The following is a 21,281-nucleotide window of genomic DNA, read 5'->3' as shown; positions in this document are numbered from 1 at the left end:
AGGGTCTCGACTTCATGGCCCGCCCAGAACGAATTCCCGCAGCATGAGCGGAGGCTCCTCGCGGCGGCGAGGGCGTGTTCCTCGAACGCCGCTTCTCCCACGGCCTGTTCGCCAGCCTTGACCGGCCCGAAAGCGTGGGAGCCCTTCTGAAAGGCCTCTCCGTCCTTCTGTCCGGGATGGACATCGACGGAGTGGAGCCAAGATTGTCCTGGCCCCACTCCGTGGTGCGGGCGTGTCACTGGAACTGTGCGAAGAACCTCCAGATCTCTGCCTTGGTCCAGGTGGTGACGCCGCTTTCGCCGGAGGAGCCGTCGACCGGACCGGGTATGTGGCCTCCGTCGAACGCGGCCCATTGGACCGGGTATCCGGCACGGCAGCCCGAGTAGGTGGTGGTGATGTGCGTTCGGCTGCCCGGCGCGGGCTCACGCGGACTTTGGCCGGTGCAGCCGTTGTTGGCGACGAACTTGTCGCGCAGGGACCGTCCTTGCCCGATGCCGAGGACGTTGTCGCTGACGCCGTGGATTCCGAAGTAGGCGATGGGCTGGGTGCCGCCGCTGCACCCGCTGATCTGAGCGCCGGACATGACCGCGACAGCCCTGAAGACGTTCGCCCGGCTGCACGCGAGTGCGTAGCTCATACCGCCGCCCCAGCTGAATCCCGTGGCGAAGCGCTGTGCCGGGTTGACACAGAGACCGCTCTCGATTCGCCGGATCATGTCGTCGACGAAGGTGATGTCCTCACCGCCCGCATTGCCCCAGCCGTTGCCGAGGCCCTGAGGGGCGACGAGGATCGCGCCGTTGTTCGACTGTTCCTGTTGGCCGTAATAGGACCAGGCGTTCCCGCTCGTGCCGCCCGAGGAGATCTCGCCGGCGGTTCCGCCCCGCCAGTGGAACGCGAAGATCAGCCGGTAGGGGCGGGCGTTGTCGTAGTTGGCGGGAACCCTGAGGATGAAGCTGCGGCTCTTGCCGCCGCTCTGAATCGTGTGCGTACCGCTCGCCAGAGTCGGGGCGCTGCCGCATCCGCCGTTTCCACCGCCACCGGACGACAGCTTGAGCAACTGCCATTGCTGGTTGGCGCCGCCCCAGTCGGAGTACTGGACGACGTTGCCGCCGTCGGCGGTGGAGGCGCCCTGCACCTCCACCGCCTTGCCGCTGGTGCGGTTGATCAGCCGGACGTGGCCCGCATCCGAGTCGGCCAGGCGGAACTGCTGGTTGGCGCCGTTGCCGTCGGCCCACTGCTGGATCGCGGCACCGTCCGCGGTCGAGGCGCCGGCCACGTCGAGAACCTTGCCCGAATGCCGGGCCTTGAGGCGGTAGAAGCCGCCGCCGGAGTCCACGAACTGCCACTGCTGGTTGGTTCCGTCGCTGCGCGTCCACTGGCTGACCCGCGCGCCGTCGGCGGTGGCCGCGCCGGAGACGTCCAGCGCCTTGCCGCTGTTGCGATTGACCAGGACGTACCAGGCATTGGTGTCCACTGTCGCCGCCTCGGCGGGCGCCGGACGCACCGCGGTGAGCATGCCGATCGCGAGGGTCGCCGCCACCACGGCCGCGACCCGGGACCACCAGCGATGTCGCCGTGGCGGGGCGGGGGAAGCCGCACCGTAGGTCTTCATCGATCCACCCTTTCCGTTGGTGACAGGTCCCATCAGGTGCGGGTCCAGCGCTGGTTGCTGCCGTTCGAGCAGGTGTAGAGCTGGATCAGGGTGCCGTTGGCGGTGCCGCCCGAGACGGAGTCGAGGCAGAGGCCGGACTGGACGCCGACGACGGATCCGTCGGAGTTGAGGCGCCATTTCTGGTTGTCGGCGCCCCAGCAGCTGTAGATCTGGACCTTGGTGCCGTTGCCGGTGCCGGCGGCGTCCAGGCACTTGTTGCCGTAGACCCTGAGCTCACCGGCGGCGGTGTACGTCCACTGCTGGTTGGTGCCGTTGTTGCAGTCCCACAGTTGGAGCTGGGTGCCGTCGGTGGTACTGGTGCCGGGCACGTCCAGGCAGCGGCCCGAGCCGACGCTCTTGACCGGTCCGGAATCCGAAGGGGGCGTGGAGGTGCCGCCGTTGAGTGCGTTGAGGACGGCGGTGTAGGCGGCCTTCTTGCTGCCGTTGCCGTTGAACAGCAGCGGGGTGTCCCCCGGGCGCCAGGAGTCGGTGTCGCGCACACCCCAGACGGTGATGCCGAGGCAGCGGGGGACGGCCAGGCAGTCGTTGGTCACGCTGGCGTAGGTCGTGGACGAGGCGCCCTGGATGTCGAGTTCGGTGATGGCCACGTCGACGCCGAGGGCGGCGAAGTTCTGCAGGGTGGTGCGGAAGTTGCTGTTGTAGGGGCTGCCGCTGTTGAAGTGCGACTGGAAGCCGACGCAGTCGATCGGCACGCCGCGCTGCTTGAAGTCCTTGACCATGGCGTACATGGCCTGGGTCTTCGCCCAGGTCCAGTTCTCGACGTTGTAGTCGTTGTAGCAGAGCTTGGCGGCCGGGTCGGCGGCGCGCGCGGTGCGGAAGGCGACCTCGATCCAGTCGTTGCCGGTGCGCTGCAGGTTGGAGTCACGCCGGGCTCCGGAATTGCCGTCGGCGAAGGCCTCGTTCACGACGTCCCACTGGGCGATCTTGCCTTTGTAGTGGGCCATCACGCCGTTGATGTGGCCGATCATCGCCTGGCGCAGCGTGCTGCCGCTGAGGCTCTGCATCCAGCCGGGCTGCTGGGCGTACCAGGCCAGGGTGTGGCCGCGCACCTTCTTGCCGTTCTGCACCGCCCAGTTGTAGACGCGGTCACCGGCGGTGAAGTTGAACTGGCCCCGCTGCGGTTCGGTGGCGTCGATCTTCATCTCGTTCTCGGCCGTCACCATGTTGAACTCACGACTCGCGATCGTCGTGTACGCCGAGTCGCCCAGCCTGCCCGAGGCGATGGCCGTGCCGAAGTAGCGGCCGCTCTGCGCCGCCGCGGCGCCGAGCGTGTTCTCGGCGGCGTGTGCGGTCGGCGGCGCGACCAGTAAGGCGACCGTACCGAGGACGCCGACGACCAACGCCAGCAGCAGGTCGCGGATCTTCCGGCGGACAGCGAATCTGGGAAGGGCATACGAGCCCATGACTGTGCCTCCAAGGTAGAAATCACGGAAGGACTGAAGCTCAGGGGAATGCGTCGTCCGCTCCCACGCGGCAGACGGACGGGGTGAGCCGGAACCCGGAAAGCACGGAATCACCGGACACCGCGGTCATGGGACCGGTGCGATCTCCACCGGCACGGACGGCACCCGGCCGGCCGTCGGGTGACGTACGGCGGGTGACGGCGGTGTTTCGGCACAGGCATGGGCGTACTCCATCGCGGCTCAGCCGGGGGACCGCCACGCGGCGTCGCGTATCTCTCCAAATGCGCGGACAGCCAGGACGCGCTGGTGCGAGCCTCACCGGAACGGGGTGGTGCGGGTGCTTCGGTGCGCGGATCTGCGGTGCAGCACAGCTACTCAGACGACGCAGTTCGGAATCTCGAACCGCGGTCGGTCACTCAGAGAGGGATGATTGAGGGATTGACAGTGAATCGTCAATACTCACCACAGAGAAAGTTTCAGTTCGTCGTCCGAATCTTTCGGAATCCCGATCAGCGGCCGATGCCGCTCGCTCACCTCCCCTTCCCCGCGCGGACCCTTGCAATGGCAGGCCGTATCGCGAACTTCCGGAGTGCTGGGAGGAACTGTTTGTGGACAGATCGGGGAGAGACCTTGACCAAAGGGCCCCGCATTCTTAGCTTGTGGCGTCAAAGGTTCGGAGAGGTCTTCGAATGTTTCGAGACTGTCTGTCCCTGGTACGGCCGCTCCACGGTTCATCGGCGTCACCCCGCCCCGGCCCCAAGGAGACCTTCTGATGTGGTTTCGCCACCCGTCCCTGGTACGCCCAAGACGCTTGCTCGCCGTCCTTGCGCCCTTGCTGCTCGTGGCCACCTTCCTCGGTGCCCAACCCGCCGACGCGGCGACCGTCGACCCCAACGCCTCGTATGTGCTGGTCAATCGCAACAGCGGCAAGGCCCTGGACGTATACAATCTGGCGACCGGCGACGGCGCCCGCATCACCCAGTGGACCCGGAACGACCAGAACCAGCAGCAGTGGCAGTTCGTCGACTCCGGCGGCGGTAACTACCGCATCAAGTCCCGCCACTCCGGCAAGGTGCTGGACGTCAACAACGGGTCCACCGCCAACGGCGGCGCGATCGTCCAGCGGACCGACGTGAACGGCACCAACCAGCAGTGGCGGCTGGCCGACAGCTCGGACGGCTACGTGAGGCTCATCGCGCGCCACAGCAACAAGGCCCTCGAAGTACAAGGCGCCTCCACCGCCGACAACGCGAACATCGTCCAGTACGACGACTGGAGCGGCAGCAACCAGCAGTGGCAGCTCGTCAAGGTCGGCGGCACCACCCCTCCCGGCTCGTGCAATGTCCCCTCGACCTACCGCTGGACAACAACGGGCGCGCTGGCGCAGCCCAAGGCCGGGTGGGCCTCGCTCAAGGACTTCACCGTCGCCCCCTACAACGGCAAGCAACTCGTCTATGCGACGACCCACGGTGCCGCCGGAACAGGCGTGGGCTGGGGTTCGATGAACTTCAGCCTGTTCAGCAACTGGTCGGAGATGGGCTCGGCCGCCCAGAACACGATGTCGAACTCCGCAGTGGCGCCCACGCTCTTCTACTTCGCTCCGAAGAACATCTGGGTGCTCGCCTACCAGTGGGGAGGCGGGAGCGCCTTCTCCTACCGCACGTCGAGCGACCCCTCCAACCCCAATGGCTGGTCCGCACAGCAGGTGCTCTTCTCCGGAAGCATCACCGGCTCCGGAACGGGCCCCATCGACCAGACGCTCATCGCCGACGGCCAGAACATGTACCTGTTCTTCGCAGGTGACAACGGCAAGATCTACCGGGCGAGCATGCCGATCGGGAACTTCCCGAGCAGTTTCGGCTCGAGCTACACAACGATCATGAGCGACACGGCGGACAACCTGTTCGAGGCCCCGCAGGTCTACAAGCTCCAGGGCCAGGACCGCTACCTCATGATCGTCGAGGCGAGGGGCTCGCAGGGCCGCTACTTCCGCTCGTTCACGGCCACCAGCCTGAACGGCTCCTGGACACCCCAGGCCGGGACGGAGAGCAACTCCTTCGCAGGCAAAGCCAACAGCGGCGCCACCTGGACCAACGACATCAGCCATGGCGAACTGATCCGCACGAGTGCCGATCAGACCTTCACCGTCGATCCCTGCAACCTGCAGTTCCTCTACCAGGGACGCAACCCCAACATCGGCGGCGAGTACGGCCACTGGCCCTACCGGCCGGCTCTGCTGACACTGCAGCGCTAACGGCGTGACACCGGTCCGGCTCCCGTGCGGAGCCGGCGTGGCGGGCTCGGCGGAAGGCCGAGCCCGCCCGGGTCACGCAACAACGTCACCGCTCATACGGCGACGAAGCGCGTGGTCGGGCAACGCTCACCAGCCCGAGGGCCATCCCGTAACGCGGGGCCGCCGCCGGTGGCGCTTGTCAACGGTCCAGGCGCACCAGGTCGTCTGGTGCACCGCGGCGGACGAGCCAGGCTTCGGTGATGTGGGTGAACCTCGCCTCGGCCGCACCTCTCGGGCGATGCGGTTTCCCGACGCCTGCCTGATGACGTCGCGGAAGGCGACCCAGCTCGCCCGGCGCGGCCGGTGAAGGGAATCCGCGCCTGGCGAGTCACCCTGGCCTTCCTAGGCGAGCTGCCGGCACAGGCCGTCCACCGGCTTCGTCCGCCCCTCGCCGACCTGGCCGCTACCCACCCCTCTCTCGAACTGATACTCCTCGGTGGCGGACACTTCGACGAACGAGCGCTGTGGAGCGGCATCGAGGGCGATCTCGACCAACTGCACGAACTGGCCGAAGCAGTACGGGCGCGGATCAGGGACTACGACGTCGCCTTCGCCGAACGTCCGCTGCGTCCCGACCTCACGCTGGCCCGCGCTCGCCGCTGCGACAACGCGTCCGTAACGGCGGCGGCCGCCGCCCTCGACGGCTTCACCGGACGCCCTTGGCAGACCGAACGCCTCCACCTGGTCGGCAGCACGGTAAGCGGCCACCCACGCCCGCGGCGCTATCAGGACATCGACGCATGGTCCCTCGTCACTGGGCAAAGGCATCCCGACCCGAAACCGCCACGGGCTGCAGTGCATCAGTACCAGGACGGTTCGGGCCCGCAATGATGCCCGCTCGACCTCACGCGCCTTGAACCCGCTCAGACGGTCACCCCGCCGGTCAGGAGGCGGTCCAGCACTTGCTCCTCTGGTTACAGATGCACGCCCCGGGCAACCAGCCGCGCACGACGGACGTGGCCCCATATCCAGTCCACCAGGCGGCCGTTGACAGCGGCCGTCTCTCCGCACTCCGCCAGCTGACCGGTGCCGTATTCGACCGTGCTCTCGGGCCACCGGAACCGGCTCTTCTCGGAGTCGCGCACGACAGAAACGGCTCCACCAGCGATATCCGCTCGTCCTCGGCGGGTCACAGGTTCCGCGACGGATACTCGCGGGTTCGCAGTCCGTCCAGCAGCAGGCGCAGCAGCCGGTCGGCGTGTTCCTCACTGTCAGGCACCCGCTCCGCGGCCACCGCGATGGCGTGGGTGAACGTAATCAGGTCCGAGACCTCCAGGTTCGGGTGGAACGAGCCGTCCTTTCTGACCCTCGCCAGCAGGGGGGTGGCCGCCGCGTCGAGCGCTTCCCTGCAGTAGCGGAACAGTTCGGAGCCGCCGTCCTTGTTGTCCGCAGCGAGCGCCGCCGCGAGCCCGCGCCGCATCGTCAGCCGGATGAGGCTGCGCAGCCAGACGACGATGCCCTCGACCGGCGACTCGGCCATGAGGAGGCTTTCGGCCTCCTTGCACAGCGCCTCGATCCGTCCCCAGAACACCGCTGCCAGCAGCGCGTCGCGGCTGGCGAAGTGACGGTAAAGCGTGCCAGAACCGAGCCCGGCCCGGCGGACGACATCGTCCAGGGGCACGTCCGTGCCCCGTTCGCCGAACAACTCGTCCGCCGCGGCCACCAGACGGTCGTAGTTCCGCCGGGCATCCATCCTGACCGGACGCGAGGGCAGGCTCGGCGGAGCTGGTCTCGAACGCTGCATCAATCCTCCATGTTGCAATACGGAGAGTATCCCCCGTATCGTACGCACTATATCCGGAGAGCACTCCCCGCTTTTGGCCCGGGCACTCCGGCCTGAACAGGCCGTCATCCGTTCGCGAGCGCCGACTCGCCGAAGGAGGCTCCTCACCTTGTCCAGCACCGCACCCCCCGGCCAGACACCCCAGGCTCCCGCCCACCGCGGCGCCATCCTGACCGTGATCCTCTGCGTCCAACTGCTCAGCGCCATCGACATCACCGTGATGAACATGGCCCTGCCAAAGATCCAGCACTCCCTGGACGTCTCCCCCACCGGACTGTCCTGGGTGCTCAATGCCTACACGTTGGTGTACGGCGGATTCCTGCTGCTCGGTGGGCGCATGGGCGACATCCTCGGCAGCCGCAGGGCGCTGATGACCGGCGTCGCGATCTTCACACTGGCCTCCTTCGCTGGAGGTTGCGCCCAGGAGACCTGGTGGCTGCTCACCTCCCGGGCACTGCAGGGCCTGGGCGCGGCACTGGCGCTGCCTTCCACCCTGGCGTTGATCGTGAGGACGTTCACCGGCCAGGAGGAGCGCACCAAGGCACTCGGCATCTCCGTCATGGCCTCCGGCATCGGCTCCACCGGCGGCCTGCTTCTCGGCGGCGTCCTGACGGACCTGGCCTCATGGCGGTGGGTGCTGTTCATCAACGTGCCCATCGGTGTCGCGGTGCTCGCCCTGACACCACGGCTGATCCCTGCGGCCGAGCCCCAGGGCGGCAGGTTCGACGGAGCCGGCGCTCTGCTCGGCACCGCCGGCATGAGCGCACTGGTGTACGGCTTCGTCCACGCCGCCGATGAAGGCTGGTCCAACACTCTCACGGTGGGTTCGTTCGTTGCGGGCGTCGTACTGCTCGGCTTGCTCGTGCTGGTCGAGTCCCGGCACCCCCAGCCGATCCTGAACCTGAGTCTGTTCACCAACCGCAACCGAGCCGGCGGCTTCCTCGTCTTCGTCTGCTCCGGCGGCGCGATGTTCGGGATGTTCTTCTTCCTGACCCAGTTCGTGCAGAACGTACTCGACATGAATCCGATCGAGGCAGGACTCGCCTTCCTGCCGATGTCCCTTGGGATGGTCGTGGTGCCGAGGACGCTGACACCGAAAATCGTCAAGCGCTACAGCCCCAAAGCCTCGATGACGATCGGACTGTTGATGGTCGCCGCCGGAATGGTGTGGCTGACCCAGATCTCGGACTCGACCGGGTATTTCGGCGGCATCATGCTCCCGATGCTGCTGGCTGGAGCGGGTGTCGGTCTGCTCAACGCACCGCTCGCGGCGACCATTCTCGCGGAGGTCCCGCCGAAGGAGGCGGGTGGTGCGTCGGGTGCTCTGCAGACGGTCGGCATGATCGGAGGTTCGATCGGTACGGCGGTGCTGGTCACGATCTTCGGCAGCGCGCTGCGCGGACACGGCGGCGCGGCGACCAAGGCCGCTCTGGCGGACAGCATCGCGACCACGTGCGTGGGCGGGCTGGTGTTCGCCGTCGTGGGACTGCTCCTGGTACTGACCGTCATCCGCACGCCGAAGCCGGAGCGGGCCGACCAGCGACAGTCAGTCCGCGCCGCCTGACGAACGCAAAAGAGGGAGTTGGGAAACGGAGGTGAATCCGTTTCCCAACTCCCATTCCCGTGAAAAGCGTCCGTTCGACTCAGTCGGATTCCGAGAAAATCCAGCGCGTCGCCGTGTTGAAAAACGGCGCGTTCCACCCCAGCACCTTGGTGGGTGTAATCCTGAATCCGGGGCCGCCGTACCCTTCCGGGGTGAAAACACCCTCGTCGGTGGCGACCGTTTCATGGCTGAAGTGCTCCCGATAGTTATCGGATATTACCTGCAGCCGTTCTTTGCCGTAGATCCTTTCACACCGGCCTTCCATGATGACCACCTCGTCACCGCTTTCGGTGTGCACGGTGACGTTGTTGTCCGCCTCGATGTACGCCACGGAACGGTTCGTCGTCGAGAACCATAGTCCGTCCTGCAGCCAGAACCCCCAGACGGGACGGGTATGGGGGCGCCCGTCGAGGGCCTTCGTGGTCAGCCAGAAGTTCTTCGACTCCCGCAGCCGTTTGTGCGCCCACTCCCAGTCCAGCTGCGGCCCGGTGGCCGTGTAGCTGAATATCCAGGCAGGTTCCGTTACCGGCTCACGGTCCACACGCAGCAACTCCGGATTGGTCATCGAAATTGCCACCTCCATTCCGTCTAGGCAGGGATGCGTCACGTTCGTCTCTACGCTAGCGGTGCAGCCGACCGCTACAACCCCTAAGAAGCCACAGTTGCGACGCAGCAGTCCGGCCCAGTACCTCACTGTTTTCCGTATCTGAATACCGGGCACTGTTGACGGGGCGCTTCAAAAAGGAACGATGCTCAAGATCCGCCGGATTCCGCAGCACGAAATATCACCAAACCGGTTGTCCACCCAGCGCCGACTCGCAGGTTCCCCCGTGCCGTGCGAGCCGGTCGGTCGCCGCGTTCACGGCCGCCCCGGCGAGCCGCGCGGCACCAGGGCGGTGCGGGAAGGACCGGGCCACCCTCTGGCCCCGTTCTTCCCGCCCACTGCCGAAACGGAGTAGTCGCCGGCCGCGCTCAGTCGTCGCGGTTGACCCACTCCAAAGCCATCACGCGAACAAGGTCGAGGGCGGAGGAGTCGGCGTCGGTCTCGTCGTATGCGGCTGCGAGATGGAGAAATGCCGCCGCGAATCCGCCGGTCAGCAGATTGATCCGGTCCTGCGCCCTGGCCGCGGCGATATCCACAGCCTCCTCCGCCGAGACACCCGCGGGCAACTCCCTATCCAGACAGGCGAGTTCGTCCAGCAACAGCGACAAGCGGTCCGGCTCGCCGTCCCACGGCTCCTCAGGCATCAGTGTCAGCGCCAGGATTCCCGCAACCAGTCGCCAGATATCGCTCTTCGTCATGCCCAGAATGGTGCCCGACCCCACCTCCCACGCCTCACCTTGGGTTCTTCTGGAGCCTCAAGCCGCCCTCGCCCCGCGCCCGGTGGCCCACCAGGATGCTCCGCGGGTACCCGGCTGTCACCGCCCGTTCCGCTCACCGGACCGGGCGCGGGGCGGTGTCCTGCCGCCTGAAGAGCCCTGCCGATCTGCGCTGAGGCTCCGACGGGTGCGCCCATCGGAGCCTCAGCGTCGTCAGGCCAGGCCGAACCGCTCGGCGTGCACCTGCAGTTGGGGAACCTGCAGCGTGCTCAGGGCGCTGAGCACGGCCGAGGTCATCGCGGGCGGGCCGCAGACGTACACGTCGCGTTCGGTTATGTCGGGAACCAGGGCATGGAGACTCGCGGGCTCGAACGGCGGGCTGCCCTCCCCCGTGCGGCCGGTGAGCAGGTGCAGCCGCCCGCCGAGATCCGCGACCAGAGTTCGTACCTCGTCGACCAGCACGGCGTCGGCCTCGCTGCGCACCCGGTAGAGCACGACGACATCGTCGCCCGGTTCCTCCTCCAGCAAGGCTCGGACCGGCGTGATCCCCACTCCTCCGGCGATCAGCAGCGCACCGGGCCGCGTTCGGTGCAACGCGGTGAACGCCCCGTACGGCCCCTCGACGAACGCGCGGCTTCCGACCGGGACATGCAGCAGGCCGGCGCTGGTGCTGCCGACCGCCTTGGCGGTCAGGCGCAGCGTGCGGCCGTCGGGTGCCGCCGACAGCGAGAAGGGATTGGCCAGCCACCAGTGGTTGTGCCCGGGGAACCGCCAGATGCAGAACTGGCCCGCCCTGGCCGGCAGCCTGTCGAGGTGGCGGCCGGTGACGTGCACCGACACCACATCGTCCGACTCCGGCACCACCGCCGTGACCTCGAACCGGTGATAGGCGTTGCGCCACACAGGCATCACGATCCGCCCCGTGACCAGGGCACCGAACGCGAACACCCACAGGGCCCACCAGTAGATCATCGCGGGCGCAGAGGAGCTGAAGGTCGTGGTCTCCTGCAACTGGTGGAAGAACGCCAGCCCCAGCGCCAGGTACAGCAACAGGTGCACGCCGTGCCACGTCTCGTATCGCAGCCGCCGTCTCACCTGTCGGGCGGAGACCGCGGCGACCACGACGACGATCGCCGCGGCGAGCATCCCGAGCAGGGAGGCCGGCACTCCGGCCAGTGCGAAGAACGTCTTCGTCATCGACGCGTCATCGAGCCGCGCGTAGCCCAGCACCACCAGCACGGCGTGGGTGAGGATGGTCCACAGCAGGGTGAAGCCGACCCACCGGTGCCACACCGTCAACCGGTCCATGCCGATACGGCGGTCGAGCCACGGCAGCCGGGCCACCAGCAGCAGCTGGAACAGCATCAGCACGGCGGCGTGCAGGCCGAAGAACTTGGCGACCGTGAGCACCCCGTTCTTGCCTGACCCGGCGGTGAGGAACAAAACCTCGACGATCACCAAGTTGACGATGACAAACGTCCACAGCGCCCACCGCGCCGCGACGACCGGAGGTATGGTGCCCTCTCGCACCTGCGTACTCGTTGCCTCCACCGCTTCCCCTCTTGTTCGTTCTTGTCCATGTGACGTACTGGCGCCGACACCCGCGAGGTCGCGGGGATCCGGGCGTCCCGATCTGATACGGCCCCAGGGCGGGGCAAGAATACGGAACGTGGCGCAAAGTTGGCCCTACTTGGCCTCAACTGTTCTTGTTCCGCGATCGGCACGGTGGTCGAGCGGACCACACGTGCTCGTGGGGTGCCCTGCGATCACTCCTCACCCGGCGGCCGTCGTCCCGGCCGCCGTCGACGGGTACGCTGAGTGATTAAGTTCTTAACCACAAGCGGTCACAGGGCTGTTGGGGAACAACAGGCGCTGTTGGGGTGCACATGGAGAGCTCTCGTGCCTGGCGGTGTCCCACGCTCGGTGCCGTGGCCGCACGCGCAGGGGTGTCCACGGCCACGGTGTCGAACGCGCTCAACGGCACCGGACGACTGTCCGAGACGACCAGGCAGCGCGTGCTCACCGCGGCACGCGAACTCGGTTACGCCCCCGCCAGCACTGCCCGGGCCCTGGCCCGCGGCGCCACCGGAGTGCTCGGCCTGACCCTGACGACGTACGGCGACCTCCCCGTCGCCTACACCGAGATCCCCTACTACGCACAGCTGACGCTGGGCGCCATGGCGGCGGCCCACGAGCGCGGCTATCTGCTCCTGGCGATGCCGAGTTCGACGTCACCGCGGATGTGGCTGAACACGCCGATGGACGGCGTCATCCACGTCGCACCGCGCGCCGACGACCCGGTGCGTTCCCTCCTGCGGGAGCGCGGCATACCGATGATCAGCGAAGGCCGGCCGCCACGGCCGCACGCGTGCGACGCGTGGGTGGACTCCGACCACGAGTTGGGCCTGCGCCTCCTGCTCGACCACCTCACTGAGGCCGGCGCCCGGCGGATCGGGCTCTCCCTGCCCCTGCACGACGACGAGTACCCGCGCCTGATCGCACACGCCTACCGGTCCTGGTGCGACGAACGCGTCCTGCCCGCCCTCGTGGAGGAGTACGCCTCCCTGCCCGACTACTTCACGGCCGAACAGGACGCCGTCGGCCGGCTGCTCGACCGCGATCCGCGACCGGACGCCGTCATCGGCGTCTACTCCGACTCCGGTCACAACATCCTCGCCGTCGCCCGGCACCACGGGCTTCGGGTGCCGCGAGACCTGCTGGTGGCGTGTGTCAGTGAGGATCCGGACTACGCGACGACCAACCCGCCCGTCACCACGCTCAGCCTCCGCCCGGACCGGATGGGTACCGAAGCGGTCGACCTGCTGATCGCTGTCATCAACGCCCGCAGCGGCGTGGACCGGCGTCGGCTCGTACAGCCGGTGCTGCTGCCTCGCCGGTCCACACGACGCCCGGTACGACGGACGAACGGCACACCCTGACCGCAGGCCCGGATGCGACACATACTCGACCGGCAGGACAACCCGCCGACTGGGCGTATTCCGATCATCCGAAAGCCGGACCCGCGCCGAGCGCGCCGTTCAGAACGCGCAGGTGTCCATCCAGCGCGTGACCAGGGATGTGTTGTTCTTGTCCGCGTCACGTACGGGACCGCACAGGAACGGGCTGAAACGGGTGTCGGCACGCAGCCAGAGGCTGAGGAACGACACGATCCACTTGCCCTGCTTGGCCTTGTTGCCAGAGCCCGTCATCGGGCACAGATGGTCGCCCGGAACCTCGACGTAGAGTTTCTCGGCCTGGGACATGGAGTTGTACCAGGGCACCGCGTAGGTGTTGCCGTGGGCGACGGGGTCGCTCTGACAGGTCAGGAAGAACGTGGGCTCGGTGACTGCGGAGAAGTTCGCGTTCGGGTAGTACGGGGCCGTCGGCACGCCCGCCCGGAAGCGCGAGTCGTCCCGGAGGGCCGCCATGACACCACCGCCGCCCATCGAGTGACCGACCGCGCCGAGCGTGCCATTGACCTTCCCGGATATCGGGTTGCCGGCGGCGTTGCCGAGCGCGAGCAACTGGGTGCCTGCAGCGGTGATCTGGCGGCCGCGTGATGCGGGATCGTCGGTGAGTGTGTTGGTTCCGACGTTGATGACGACGAAGCCCCACGAGGCGAGGCGGGGTGCGAGCCACTGCAGGTTCTGCTGTGTGCCCTGATAGCCCGGCATCAGTACGACACCCGGGTACGAGCCACTGTTCGTGGGGTACGTGACCGTGCCGGAGCCGTACCCCGATGGGGTGGGAACGGCGTAGGTGGCGGTGGTCAGCGGCCCGTTGGTGGCCTCAAGGGAAGCGGTCGTCGGGTCCGGGATGCCGGCGCCCGGAGGGGTGCCCTCACCGGAGCCGTACACCTGGAACTCCCACAGCGAGTAGCCGTAGGCGGTGCCGCGCTGGGTTCCGTGGAGGCGGACGTACCGGCCGTCGCCGTTCACGTCGAGGGTCTGCACGCCGCCGGTGCTGGTCGCGGTCGAGTAGACAGTGGTCCAGTCGGTGCCGTTGTCGGAGGTCTCGATCTGGAACGCGCGGGCGTACGCGGCCTCCCAACGCAGCACGACTTGGCTGATGGTGGCAGTGGCGCCCAGATCAATGCTCAGCCACTGCGGGTCACTGAACGTGCTCGACCAGCGCGTCCCGGTGTTGCCGTCCACGGCCGCCGACGTCGGGGTGGACGCGTTCTCGGTGGACGAGGAGGTCGCGGGTTTGCCCTGGGACAGCAGGTCTGCGGCGGCCGCCGGCGGGGCGGCGGCTGTCAGCAGAGCCAGCGCCAGGCCGATGGTGGTCGCCAGGGCGATCAGTGCCGTCATGACACGGGATCGGGTCCGTAACGGCATGGCCGGGTGAGTCGAACGACTTGATGGACGCATTGCGTTACCTCCGGATAGCGGGGAGAGCGCGGTAACCGGACAGCGGGGTGCGCCGGCGCTGTGAGAACTGCCGGATTCGCCGGTAGGTGGTCTCTCACAGTGCGGAAGGAAAAGGAAGGGGTGCCGCGTGCGGCGGCTACCGGGACTGATCGAAGAGCCAGTCGATGACCACGTCGTTCTCATACGTCTGGGCCCACGCGAGGTGTGGGTTCACCGGCGTCGTTCCGGGCGTGTAGCTCGTGAACAGTACGTGACTGCGCGTGGCCCGGGCCTGCCGTAGGAGCGCCCGGGACCGGGCCTCGAACTGCGCCTTCGGCAGATCGTTGGCCCACTCCCCACGAGTGACCCGGACGCCGGCGGTCTCCAGCGCGTTCATCAGTGTCCAGGTGCCCGGCTTGCCGAACCGGCCCTCCCGGTAGGGGACGATCGGGTCGTCGACGGAGTGGTCGGCCCACATCGGGATGTGCGTGATCCTGTCCATGGTGGCCGCGTCGCCCCAGCCGGCCGTGGGCAGGGCGGCCGCGAACACGTCGGGGCACTTCGCCAGCAGGCTGTAGATACCGCGTCCGCCCGAGGACAGGCCCACAAGATAGAGCCGGGCTGTGTCCACGTTCCGGGAGTGGTCGCTCACGAAGGTGTCGATGAGTTCGATCAGCGCGGCCTGGACCCTGGCGTCGGTCCAGTCCGTGCCGTCGGATCCGTCCATGGGACGGGGTAAGGGAATCTGCGGAGAGAGGACGAACGCGGGGTCGCGGCGCTGTCGTTCCGGTTTGGCGAACGTGACCGCGATCCGGTTGGAGGTGAGCTGGGTCATGTTGTTGTCCGCGACTTCGCCACCGCCGTGCAGGGTGACGACGAGTGGGTACCGCTTGCGCGTCTGCGGTTTCCGTACGAATCCCTCGGGCCGGTACAGCCGGAAGTCCAGTTCGAAACCTGCGGAGTCAGTGAAGGAGCCGGCGGCGAAGTCGTCGACCACGGGAGTGATGACGTCATCGTTCCGGCTCGCGAACGGACCAGCCCTGAGCACTGGTTCGCCTGCCGGGGTGTGCACATCCGCCACCTGTCTGACGGAGTAGGCGCGGTCGAGCGGAAGGGGGTCGGTGCCCGCGGCCCGCGCGTTGGAGTCGTTCGGGTCGAGTTCGATGATCAGGTGGTCCCCCGGCCGTCCGGGGTGAGATCGGTCGTCCACTTCGGCGGTGGCGCTGGAGTAGACCCGGGTCACCGTGCGAGCCGCTGTCTGCCCGCCCACAGTGGCCTTCACCTGGAAGGCCGAGGGCGGGATCACCCCGCCGCGCAGGTCAATGGGATGCGCGTACTGGAGGGCGACCGCTGTCACCAGCCAGTTGTTCCTCGGCGTCACCCGCGTGACGAGGTCCGTTCGCAGGACCGGATTGCGCCCGAAGGCCGTTTGTCGTCCTGGGGATGCGGCTGTCGTGGTGTCGGCTGCCGAGGCGGTTGCCGTGCTCACGGCCGGCGCCGCGACCGCACCTGCTGTGACTGCGAGCGCCGTACGTCTGGTGATCCGTCTCATGCGTCCTCGTCTCGGTCTTGTGGGGCACCCGGACCGGGTGCCTGGTGTGTGTGGAGGTGATCGCCCTGCTCCGAACTCCCGGAAGCGGGCGGCACGTTGGAGGTCCGAGCGGCATGTGCGGTGGCTGCCGGGAGCCCACGGCCGGCGGGGTCTCCGCTCAGGCCCGGGTCACCGGTCACAGGGGGAACGCACCGGTCAGCAGGGCGCCGACGGTCATGACCAGGGTGGTGGCGAAGGCCCAGCGGAAGATGAAGCGCTGGTGTTCGCCGAGCGACACACCGCTCATGCCGACCAGGATGAACGTGGACGCGGTGAGCGGACTGAGCGGGAACCCCGTTGTCATCTGGCCGAGAATGGCGGCCCTGGCGACCTCGGCCGGGTCCGTGCCGAAGCCCTGTGCGGTCTCGGCGAGTACGGGCAGTACGCCGAAGTAGTAGGCGTCCGGCGTGAAGACCAGGCTCAGCGGCATACCGGTGACAGCCACCGCGACGGGCAGGTGCGAGCCGAAGGAGTCGGGAACGACGGAGACGAGCGCCTCGGCCATCTCGTCGATCATCCTGGTGCCGGTGAGGATCCCGGTGAGGACGCCGGCCGCGAAGATCATCGTGGTGACCAGGACCACGCTCTTGGCGTGCTTGTCGAGCAGCGCCTGTTGCTGTTCCCAGGTGGGGTGGTTGACCAGCACCGCGATCGCGAACCCGAGGACGAACAGCACCGGAAGCGGCAGCACTTCCTGGATCAGGCAGACCACGAGAGCGATGGTGAGCAGGAGATTGAAGATGCTCAACCAGGTCCGCGGCAGCGGCGGGATCCGGACGGTACCGGGCCCGTCCCCAGGAGCCCGGAGGGCCTGAAGCTCCCCGTCAGCCGTCACGGGAGTGGCGTGCCGCATCGACTCGGGTTCCGTGGTCGCCGTGACCGTCGCCGAAGCGGCGGGTTCACGGTCGTCGCGCTCCTCCTCATCCTCGCCCTCGCGCACGTCCCTGGCCGGACCCTGCGGAGACAGCGCGGCAAGACGGTTGCGCTCCCGGCGGCCGAGCAGGTAGGAGGCCACCAGCACCCAGGCGACGCCGAGGCCCATCGCGGGCAGCACGGGGTTGAAGACCTCGGAACTGTCCAGCTTCAGTGCCGCCATGGCTCGTACCGTCGGGCCACCCCAGGGGACCATGTTCATCACGCCCGCGCCCAGGCAGACCACTCCGGACAGCACCAGAGGGTTCATACCGAGCCTCTTGTAGACCGGCAGCAGCGCGGAGACGGTGATGAGGAAGGTGGAGGCACCGTCTCCGTCCAGGGCCACACACAGCGTGAGGACGGCTGTGGCGACGGTGATCCGCAACGGGTCGCCACGCGCCACGCGCAACAGGCCGCGGATCAGGGGGTCGAAGAGCCCGGCGTCCACCATCAGGCTGAAGTACAGGACCGCGAAGGCGATCATGATGCCGGTGGGGGCCACCTTGGACAGCCCACCGAGAATCAGCTCGCCCAGATCGCCCGCGAAACCGCCGATGAGTGCCGCCAGCACCGGAAGCAGGATCAGAGCGACCAGTACCGAGGCGCGTTTGGTCATGGTGAGCAGCAGGAGGACAGCGATCGTGGCGAAGCCCAGGGCTGCCAGCATGGCGGCGCTCGCTTTCTCGGGGACGGCCCTCGGCGGCGGTGGACGGGGCTGGGCGGGGGAGGCAGACCGAGGTGTTACGCGAGAGTTTCGAAGCACCGGCGGATCGGTGTCCAGCATCAAACCGAGATCTGTCCATGCGTTAAGCGCATCAATCCAAGCGGGGGCGCTCTATGCTCGTCGGCCATGGAGGCCACCACCTTGCGTCAACTGGCGGCGTATACGGCCGTAGCACGGGCCGCGAGCTTCACCGCGGCCGCAGCGGAGATGCACGTGTCCCAGTCCTCGCTCAGCCGCGCGGTCGCGGATCTGGAGCGACACCTAGGCGTCCAGCTCCTGGAACGGGACACCCGCAACGTGCAGTTGACCGCGGCGGGCGTCGAGGCCCTGCGTGTCGCCGAACAGATCGTCAACGCTCACCGGGCGGGCATGAAGGAGCTCAGGCGATACCTGCTCGGCGAGTCGGGAACGGTCGCCGTGGCCACTCTTCCCTCCGTCGCCGCGGTGCTCCTGCCGCGGGTGATCTCCGACTTCCGTGAGCGGCGGCCACAGGTGGCGGTACGACTCCTCGACGGCCTGGAGCGGTCGGTACTGGACCGGGTCCTGACCGGCGACGCCGATTTCGCGATCACCACCGTCGGTAACCCGCCGGACCAGTTGGAGCACCGCCCCCTGGTCAGGGACCGCTTCGTCGCGGTGCTCCCGGAAGGCCATCCGCTCGCCGACCGCCACGAGATCACCTGGGACGACCTGGCTCGTCAGCCGTTCCTGGCCGTCGGGCGCGACTCGAGCGTGCGCCGGCTCACCGACGCGGCGTTCGCCCAGATCGACGCGCACGCGCCACCGGCGGCCGAGGCGGGCAGTATCGCGACCGTGGGGGGACTGGTGACCGCCGGCCTCGGGGTGTCGGCGATGCCCGCCCTCGTGCTCCCGCTGATGGGTGCCGGACCCGTCGTCTGCCGTCCTCTGGTGGACCCCGTGGTGCACCGGCGCCTGGACGTCGCGCTGCGCGCTCGCCGAACGCTCCCGACCGTGACGGAGCGGTTCCTGGAGACGCTCGAAGAGTTCCGCCTCCAGGCGCGTCCACTTCCGCCCGGGGTTACGTGGGCCTGAGGCCGCGTACCGTGCCGACCTTCCTCTATTCATGCGTTTTTCGCATTGATTGATGGCTGTCTGTTGCTCGACAGGCATTTCTGCGCTCCGGCAGTCTGAAGACAACGGCGACGGAAACGGCAGGGCAAGGGAGCTCAGCGGTGTCGGATGACGAGCGGAACACCACCGGAAGCGGGCAGTTGCACGGGCTGAGAGTGGTCGAGTTCGCCCATGTGGTGGCCGGTCCGCTGGCGGGCTCGATGCTCGCCGACCAAGGGGCTGACGTCGTACACGTGGAACCCCCCGGCGCCGGAGACGCGGCCCGCGCCATGGGGCCCCAACGTGACGGTGTTCCCCTGTGGTTCAAGGTCGCCGGCCGCAACAAACGCTCGGTCACCCTCGATCTGCACCACGAGGCCGGCCGACTCGTCGCCCACCGGCTCGTCGCCTGGGCGGATGTCGTCATCGTCACCCTGCGCGCGGGACGCCTGCGCAGCTGGGGACTCGACTGGGACTCCGTGCACCGGATCAACCCCCGGGCCGTGCTGCTGCAGATCTCCGGCTTCGGCGCCACCTCGTCACAGGCGGACGCCCCCGGATTCGGCAAGGTGGGTGAGGCGCGCAGCGGAGTCGTCCACCTGACCGGCTTTCCCGACGGCCCGCCCGTGCACACCGGCTTCTCGCACGGCGACGCCGTGACCGGCCTGATGGGCGCCTACGCCGTCCTCGCCGCCCTCCACCGCCGCGACCACGACCCCGGGTTCGACGGCGAGTGGATCGACCTCGCTCTCTTCGAGTCCCTGTTCCGTCTGGTCGAGTGGCAGGTCATCGTCCACGACCAGTTGGGACGAGTACCCGAACGCTCCGGCAACCAGTTGGCGGTCGCCCCGGGGGCCGTGATCAACACCTACCGCTCCCGCGACGGCGAGTGGATCACGGTGACCTCCGCGACGCTGCGATCGGTCCGCAACATCGCCCGCCTGCTGGGGCTCCCCGAGGAGGAGTTCACCACGGCTCAGCAACAGCACGACCGACGCGAGCAGTTGGACGAGAAGCTGCGGCACTGGGTGGCGGAGCGCGTCACTGGCGAGTGCCTGGAGGAGTTCGCCCGTGCCGAAGTCGTGGCCTCACGGGTGTTCGACGCAGCGGACATCGCCGCCGACCCCGTGTACGCCGAACGCGAGGACATCGTCACCGTCGACGACCCCGATCTCGGTCCGGTGCGTATGCAGGCGGTGATCCCGCATTTCCGGCAGCGCCCCGGGCGGATCTGGCGGACAGGGCCCGCTCTCGGGCAGGACAACCACTTGGTCTACGGGCAGTGGCTCGGACTCAGCGCGGACGAGCTGGCCGACCTGGAGAAGAGCGATGTCATCTAGGGATTCTTCGACGAGCCCTGCCGAAGTGGCCGCGGGAGCGATGGACCGGCCCCAGCTGCGTTCCCTGCTCTTCGTCCCCGGCACCAGAACCGACTGGCTGCCCAAGGCCCGGGCGGCGGGCGCCGACGCGGCCATCCTCGACCTGGAGGACGCGGTGCCCGCCTCCGGCAAGCTCGCCGCCCGTGCACAGGTGGCCGACGCCGTCGCACAGGCCGCCGCGCCACCCGAGCAGGCGGGACGGATGGCGCTGTTCGTCCGGGTCAACCCGCTGGACGACTGGGCTGGAGCCGAGGAACTGCGGGCGGTCGTACGGCCCGGGCTCGCCGGTGTCGTCCTCCCCAAGGTCCGCTCCGCCCAGGACGTGCGGCTTGCCGACCGGTTGCTGGGCTGGTGCGAACAGGAACAGGACCTGCCGCCGGGACGGGTCGCTTTGGTTCCTCTGCTGGAGACGGCGCGCGGCCTGCGCGAGGCCTACGACATCGCCCAAGCCGCCTCGCGTATCGCCTACTTGGGCGCTCTCAGCGCCCCCGGCGGCGACGTGGAACGCACCGTCGGCTACCGCTGGAGCCCTGAGGGAACCGAAACGGTGGCACTGCGCGCCCGCGTTCTGCTGGACGCCAGGGCAGCCGGAGTGCCGTGCCCGGTCAGCGGACTGTGGACGCGCATCGGCGACCTGCCGGGATTGCGCGCCTTCGCCGAACAGAATCGTTCCCTCGGCTACGAGGGCATGATGGCGATCCACCCTTCCCATGTCCCCGTGATCAACGAGGTGTTCTCTCCCGGCTCCGCCGAACTCGCCCGCTGCGCAGAGCTGATCGCGGCAGTCGAAGCGGCGCAGAAAGAAGGGACGGGCGCCGTGACTTTCCACGGTGAGATGGTCGACGAGGCCATGGCACGTACGGCCCGCCTTGTGCTCGAACGGCAAGGGGCGCAGGTTCGCGTGGCCCGTACGAGTTCCTCGTCGAAGCCGCGGACCCGCTAGGTTCAGCGTCCCCTGACGGACACTCACCCTCGCCCGGCATGAGCCGGTGGACGGGCCAAGGGCCCGCCCTCCGGTGCATTCAGCCGATCTTGGTCCAGAGCGGTGGCCGTCCACTGCTGCGGGGAGCCGTCGTTCTGCGTCCACTGGACGACGGAGTTGCCCCCGGCAGTGGTGTTCCCGTTGTTGCTCGGCTACGACGCGGCGGAGAGCGCCAGGTCGGGCTTCGACGGACCGT

The 21,281-nt window shown here is 68.1% G+C and carries 17 protein-coding genes; 7 read left to right on the top strand and 10 right to left on the bottom strand.

Annotation, left to right across the window (positions count from 1 at the left end):
* Nucleotides 1-235: 235 nt before the first annotated feature.
* Nucleotides 236-1,612 carry an RICIN domain-containing protein gene (locus tag OG734_RS42780; protein ID WP_443065025.1) on the bottom strand — a complete coding sequence of 459 codons (1,377 nt, stop codon included), beginning with the start codon at nucleotides 1,610-1,612 and terminating at the stop codon, nucleotides 236-238.
* Between the two features lie 32 nt (nucleotides 1,613-1,644).
* On the bottom strand, nucleotides 1,645-3,075 hold the full coding sequence (locus OG734_RS42775) for an endo-1,4-beta-xylanase (RefSeq protein WP_330292758.1): 1,431 nt from the start codon (nucleotides 3,073-3,075) through the stop codon (nucleotides 1,645-1,647).
* A 772-nt stretch (nucleotides 3,076-3,847) separates the two neighbouring features.
* On the opposite strand from OG734_RS42775, the gene OG734_RS42770 reads away from it, so the two are divergent.
* Together OG734_RS42770 and OG734_RS42765 are read left to right on the top strand one after the other, a co-directional pair.
* Nucleotides 3,848-5,329: a non-reducing end alpha-L-arabinofuranosidase family hydrolase gene (locus OG734_RS42770; RefSeq protein ID WP_330292757.1), complete on the top strand. Its 1,482-nt coding sequence runs from the start codon at nucleotides 3,848-3,850 to the stop codon at nucleotides 5,327-5,329.
* A 342-nt stretch (nucleotides 5,330-5,671) separates the two neighbouring features.
* A complete protein-coding gene (locus OG734_RS42765) occupies nucleotides 5,672-6,199 on the top strand; it encodes a 2'-5' RNA ligase family protein (RefSeq protein WP_330292756.1) in 528 nt (175 codons plus the stop codon).
* 83 nt (nucleotides 6,200-6,282) lie between these two features.
* Here the strand turns inward: OG734_RS42765 and OG734_RS42760 are convergent, their stop codons facing one another.
* Together OG734_RS42760 and OG734_RS42755 are read right to left on the bottom strand one after the other, a co-directional pair.
* Nucleotides 6,283-6,453 carry a hypothetical protein gene (locus OG734_RS42760; RefSeq protein ID WP_330292755.1) on the bottom strand — a complete coding sequence of 57 codons (171 nt, stop codon included), beginning with the start codon at nucleotides 6,451-6,453 and terminating at the stop codon, nucleotides 6,283-6,285.
* Nucleotides 6,454-6,497: 44 nt separating this feature from the next.
* Nucleotides 6,498-7,031, bottom strand: a complete 534-nt coding sequence (locus OG734_RS42755; protein WP_330292754.1) for a TetR/AcrR family transcriptional regulator — start codon at nucleotides 7,029-7,031, stop codon at nucleotides 6,498-6,500.
* 229 nt (nucleotides 7,032-7,260) lie between these two features.
* Between OG734_RS42755 and OG734_RS42750 the strand changes: the two genes are divergently transcribed.
* Nucleotides 7,261-8,715 (top strand): MFS transporter, encoded by a 1,455-nt coding sequence (locus OG734_RS42750; protein WP_330292753.1) that lies wholly within the window; start codon nucleotides 7,261-7,263, stop codon nucleotides 8,713-8,715.
* 79 nt (nucleotides 8,716-8,794) lie between these two features.
* Here OG734_RS42750 and OG734_RS42745 read toward each other — a convergent pair whose 3' ends face one another.
* The 3 genes from OG734_RS42745 to OG734_RS42735 all read right to left on the bottom strand — a co-directional run bounded on the left by OG734_RS42745 (nucleotide 8,795) and on the right by OG734_RS42735 (nucleotide 11,625).
* A complete protein-coding gene (locus OG734_RS42745) occupies nucleotides 8,795-9,319 on the bottom strand; it encodes a pyridoxamine 5'-phosphate oxidase family protein (protein ID WP_330292752.1) in 525 nt (174 codons plus the stop codon).
* 407 nt (nucleotides 9,320-9,726) lie between these two features.
* Nucleotides 9,727-10,056 carry a hypothetical protein gene (locus OG734_RS42740; RefSeq protein ID WP_330292751.1) on the bottom strand — a complete coding sequence of 110 codons (330 nt, stop codon included), beginning with the start codon at nucleotides 10,054-10,056 and terminating at the stop codon, nucleotides 9,727-9,729.
* 231 nt (nucleotides 10,057-10,287) lie between these two features.
* Nucleotides 10,288-11,625 carry a ferredoxin reductase family protein gene (locus OG734_RS42735; RefSeq protein WP_443065024.1) on the bottom strand — a complete coding sequence of 446 codons (1,338 nt, stop codon included), beginning with the start codon at nucleotides 11,623-11,625 and terminating at the stop codon, nucleotides 10,288-10,290.
* Nucleotides 11,626-12,002: 377 nt separating this feature from the next.
* On the opposite strand from OG734_RS42735, the gene OG734_RS42730 reads away from it, so the two are divergent.
* Entirely contained in the window at nucleotides 12,003-13,013 is a 1,011-nt protein-coding gene (locus OG734_RS42730) for a LacI family DNA-binding transcriptional regulator (protein WP_330292750.1), read from the top strand.
* A gap of 99 nt (nucleotides 13,014-13,112) precedes the next feature.
* Here OG734_RS42730 and OG734_RS42725 read toward each other — a convergent pair whose 3' ends face one another.
* From OG734_RS42725 to OG734_RS42715, 3 genes are all read right to left on the bottom strand, one after another.
* Nucleotides 13,113-14,384, bottom strand: a complete 1,272-nt coding sequence (locus OG734_RS42725) for a poly(ethylene terephthalate) hydrolase family protein (RefSeq protein ID WP_330292749.1) — start codon at nucleotides 14,382-14,384, stop codon at nucleotides 13,113-13,115.
* A gap of 196 nt (nucleotides 14,385-14,580) precedes the next feature.
* Nucleotides 14,581-15,975 carry a prolyl oligopeptidase family serine peptidase gene (locus OG734_RS42720; RefSeq protein WP_330292748.1) on the bottom strand — a complete coding sequence of 465 codons (1,395 nt, stop codon included), beginning with the start codon at nucleotides 15,973-15,975 and terminating at the stop codon, nucleotides 14,581-14,583.
* A gap of 175 nt (nucleotides 15,976-16,150) precedes the next feature.
* Nucleotides 16,151-17,596 (bottom strand): CitMHS family transporter, encoded by a 1,446-nt coding sequence (locus OG734_RS42715; protein WP_330292747.1) that lies wholly within the window; start codon nucleotides 17,594-17,596, stop codon nucleotides 16,151-16,153.
* A 183-nt stretch (nucleotides 17,597-17,779) separates the two neighbouring features.
* On the opposite strand from OG734_RS42715, the gene OG734_RS42710 reads away from it, so the two are divergent.
* The 3 genes from OG734_RS42710 (at nucleotide 17,780) to OG734_RS42700 (ending at nucleotide 21,046) form a co-directional block, all read left to right on the top strand.
* Nucleotides 17,780-18,706: a LysR family transcriptional regulator gene (locus OG734_RS42710; RefSeq protein ID WP_330292746.1), complete on the top strand. Its 927-nt coding sequence runs from the start codon at nucleotides 17,780-17,782 to the stop codon at nucleotides 18,704-18,706.
* A gap of 140 nt (nucleotides 18,707-18,846) precedes the next feature.
* Nucleotides 18,847-20,064 carry a CaiB/BaiF CoA transferase family protein gene (locus OG734_RS42705; RefSeq protein ID WP_330292745.1) on the top strand — a complete coding sequence of 406 codons (1,218 nt, stop codon included), beginning with the start codon at nucleotides 18,847-18,849 and terminating at the stop codon, nucleotides 20,062-20,064.
* Between the two features lie 40 nt (nucleotides 20,065-20,104).
* Nucleotides 20,105-21,046 carry an HpcH/HpaI aldolase/citrate lyase family protein gene (locus OG734_RS42700; protein ID WP_330292744.1) on the top strand — a complete coding sequence of 314 codons (942 nt, stop codon included), beginning with the start codon at nucleotides 20,105-20,107 and terminating at the stop codon, nucleotides 21,044-21,046.
* The last annotated feature ends 235 nt before the right edge of the window (nucleotides 21,047-21,281 follow it).

This window comes from Streptomyces sp. NBC_00576 (assembly GCF_036345175.1).
Lineage (GTDB): Bacteria > Actinomycetota > Actinomycetes > Streptomycetales > Streptomycetaceae > Streptomyces.
Note: the sequence above shows the minus strand (reverse complement) of the source record. Positions and strands in the feature narration are given on the sequence as shown.

Bases quoted from the DNA above. Each gene is read 5' to 3' on its own strand.
- OG734_RS42780 (WP_443065025.1), bottom strand. From the start codon at position 1,612: ATGAAGACCTACGGTGCGGCTTCCCCCGCCCCGCCACGGCGACATCGC.
- OG734_RS42775 (WP_330292758.1), bottom strand. From the start codon at position 3,075: ATGGGCTCGTATGCCCTTCCCAGATTCGCTGTCCGCCGGAAGATCCGC.
- OG734_RS42770 (WP_330292757.1), top strand. From the start codon at position 3,848: ATGTGGTTTCGCCACCCGTCCCTGGTACGCCCAAGACGCTTGCTCGCC.
- OG734_RS42745 (WP_330292752.1), bottom strand. From the start codon at position 9,319: ATGACCAATCCGGAGTTGCTGCGTGTGGACCGTGAGCCGGTAACGGAA.
- OG734_RS42740 (WP_330292751.1), bottom strand. From the start codon at position 10,056: ATGACGAAGAGCGATATCTGGCGACTGGTTGCGGGAATCCTGGCGCTG.
- OG734_RS42725 (WP_330292749.1), bottom strand. From the start codon at position 14,384: ATGACGGCACTGATCGCCCTGGCGACCACCATCGGCCTGGCGCTGGCT.
- OG734_RS42720 (WP_330292748.1), bottom strand. From the start codon at position 15,975: ATGAGACGGATCACCAGACGTACGGCGCTCGCAGTCACAGCAGGTGCG.
- OG734_RS42715 (WP_330292747.1), bottom strand. From the start codon at position 17,596: ATGCTGGCAGCCCTGGGCTTCGCCACGATCGCTGTCCTCCTGCTGCTC.
- OG734_RS42710 (WP_330292746.1), top strand. From the start codon at position 17,780: ATGGAGGCCACCACCTTGCGTCAACTGGCGGCGTATACGGCCGTAGCA.
- OG734_RS42700 (WP_330292744.1), top strand. From the start codon at position 20,105: ATGGACCGGCCCCAGCTGCGTTCCCTGCTCTTCGTCCCCGGCACCAGA.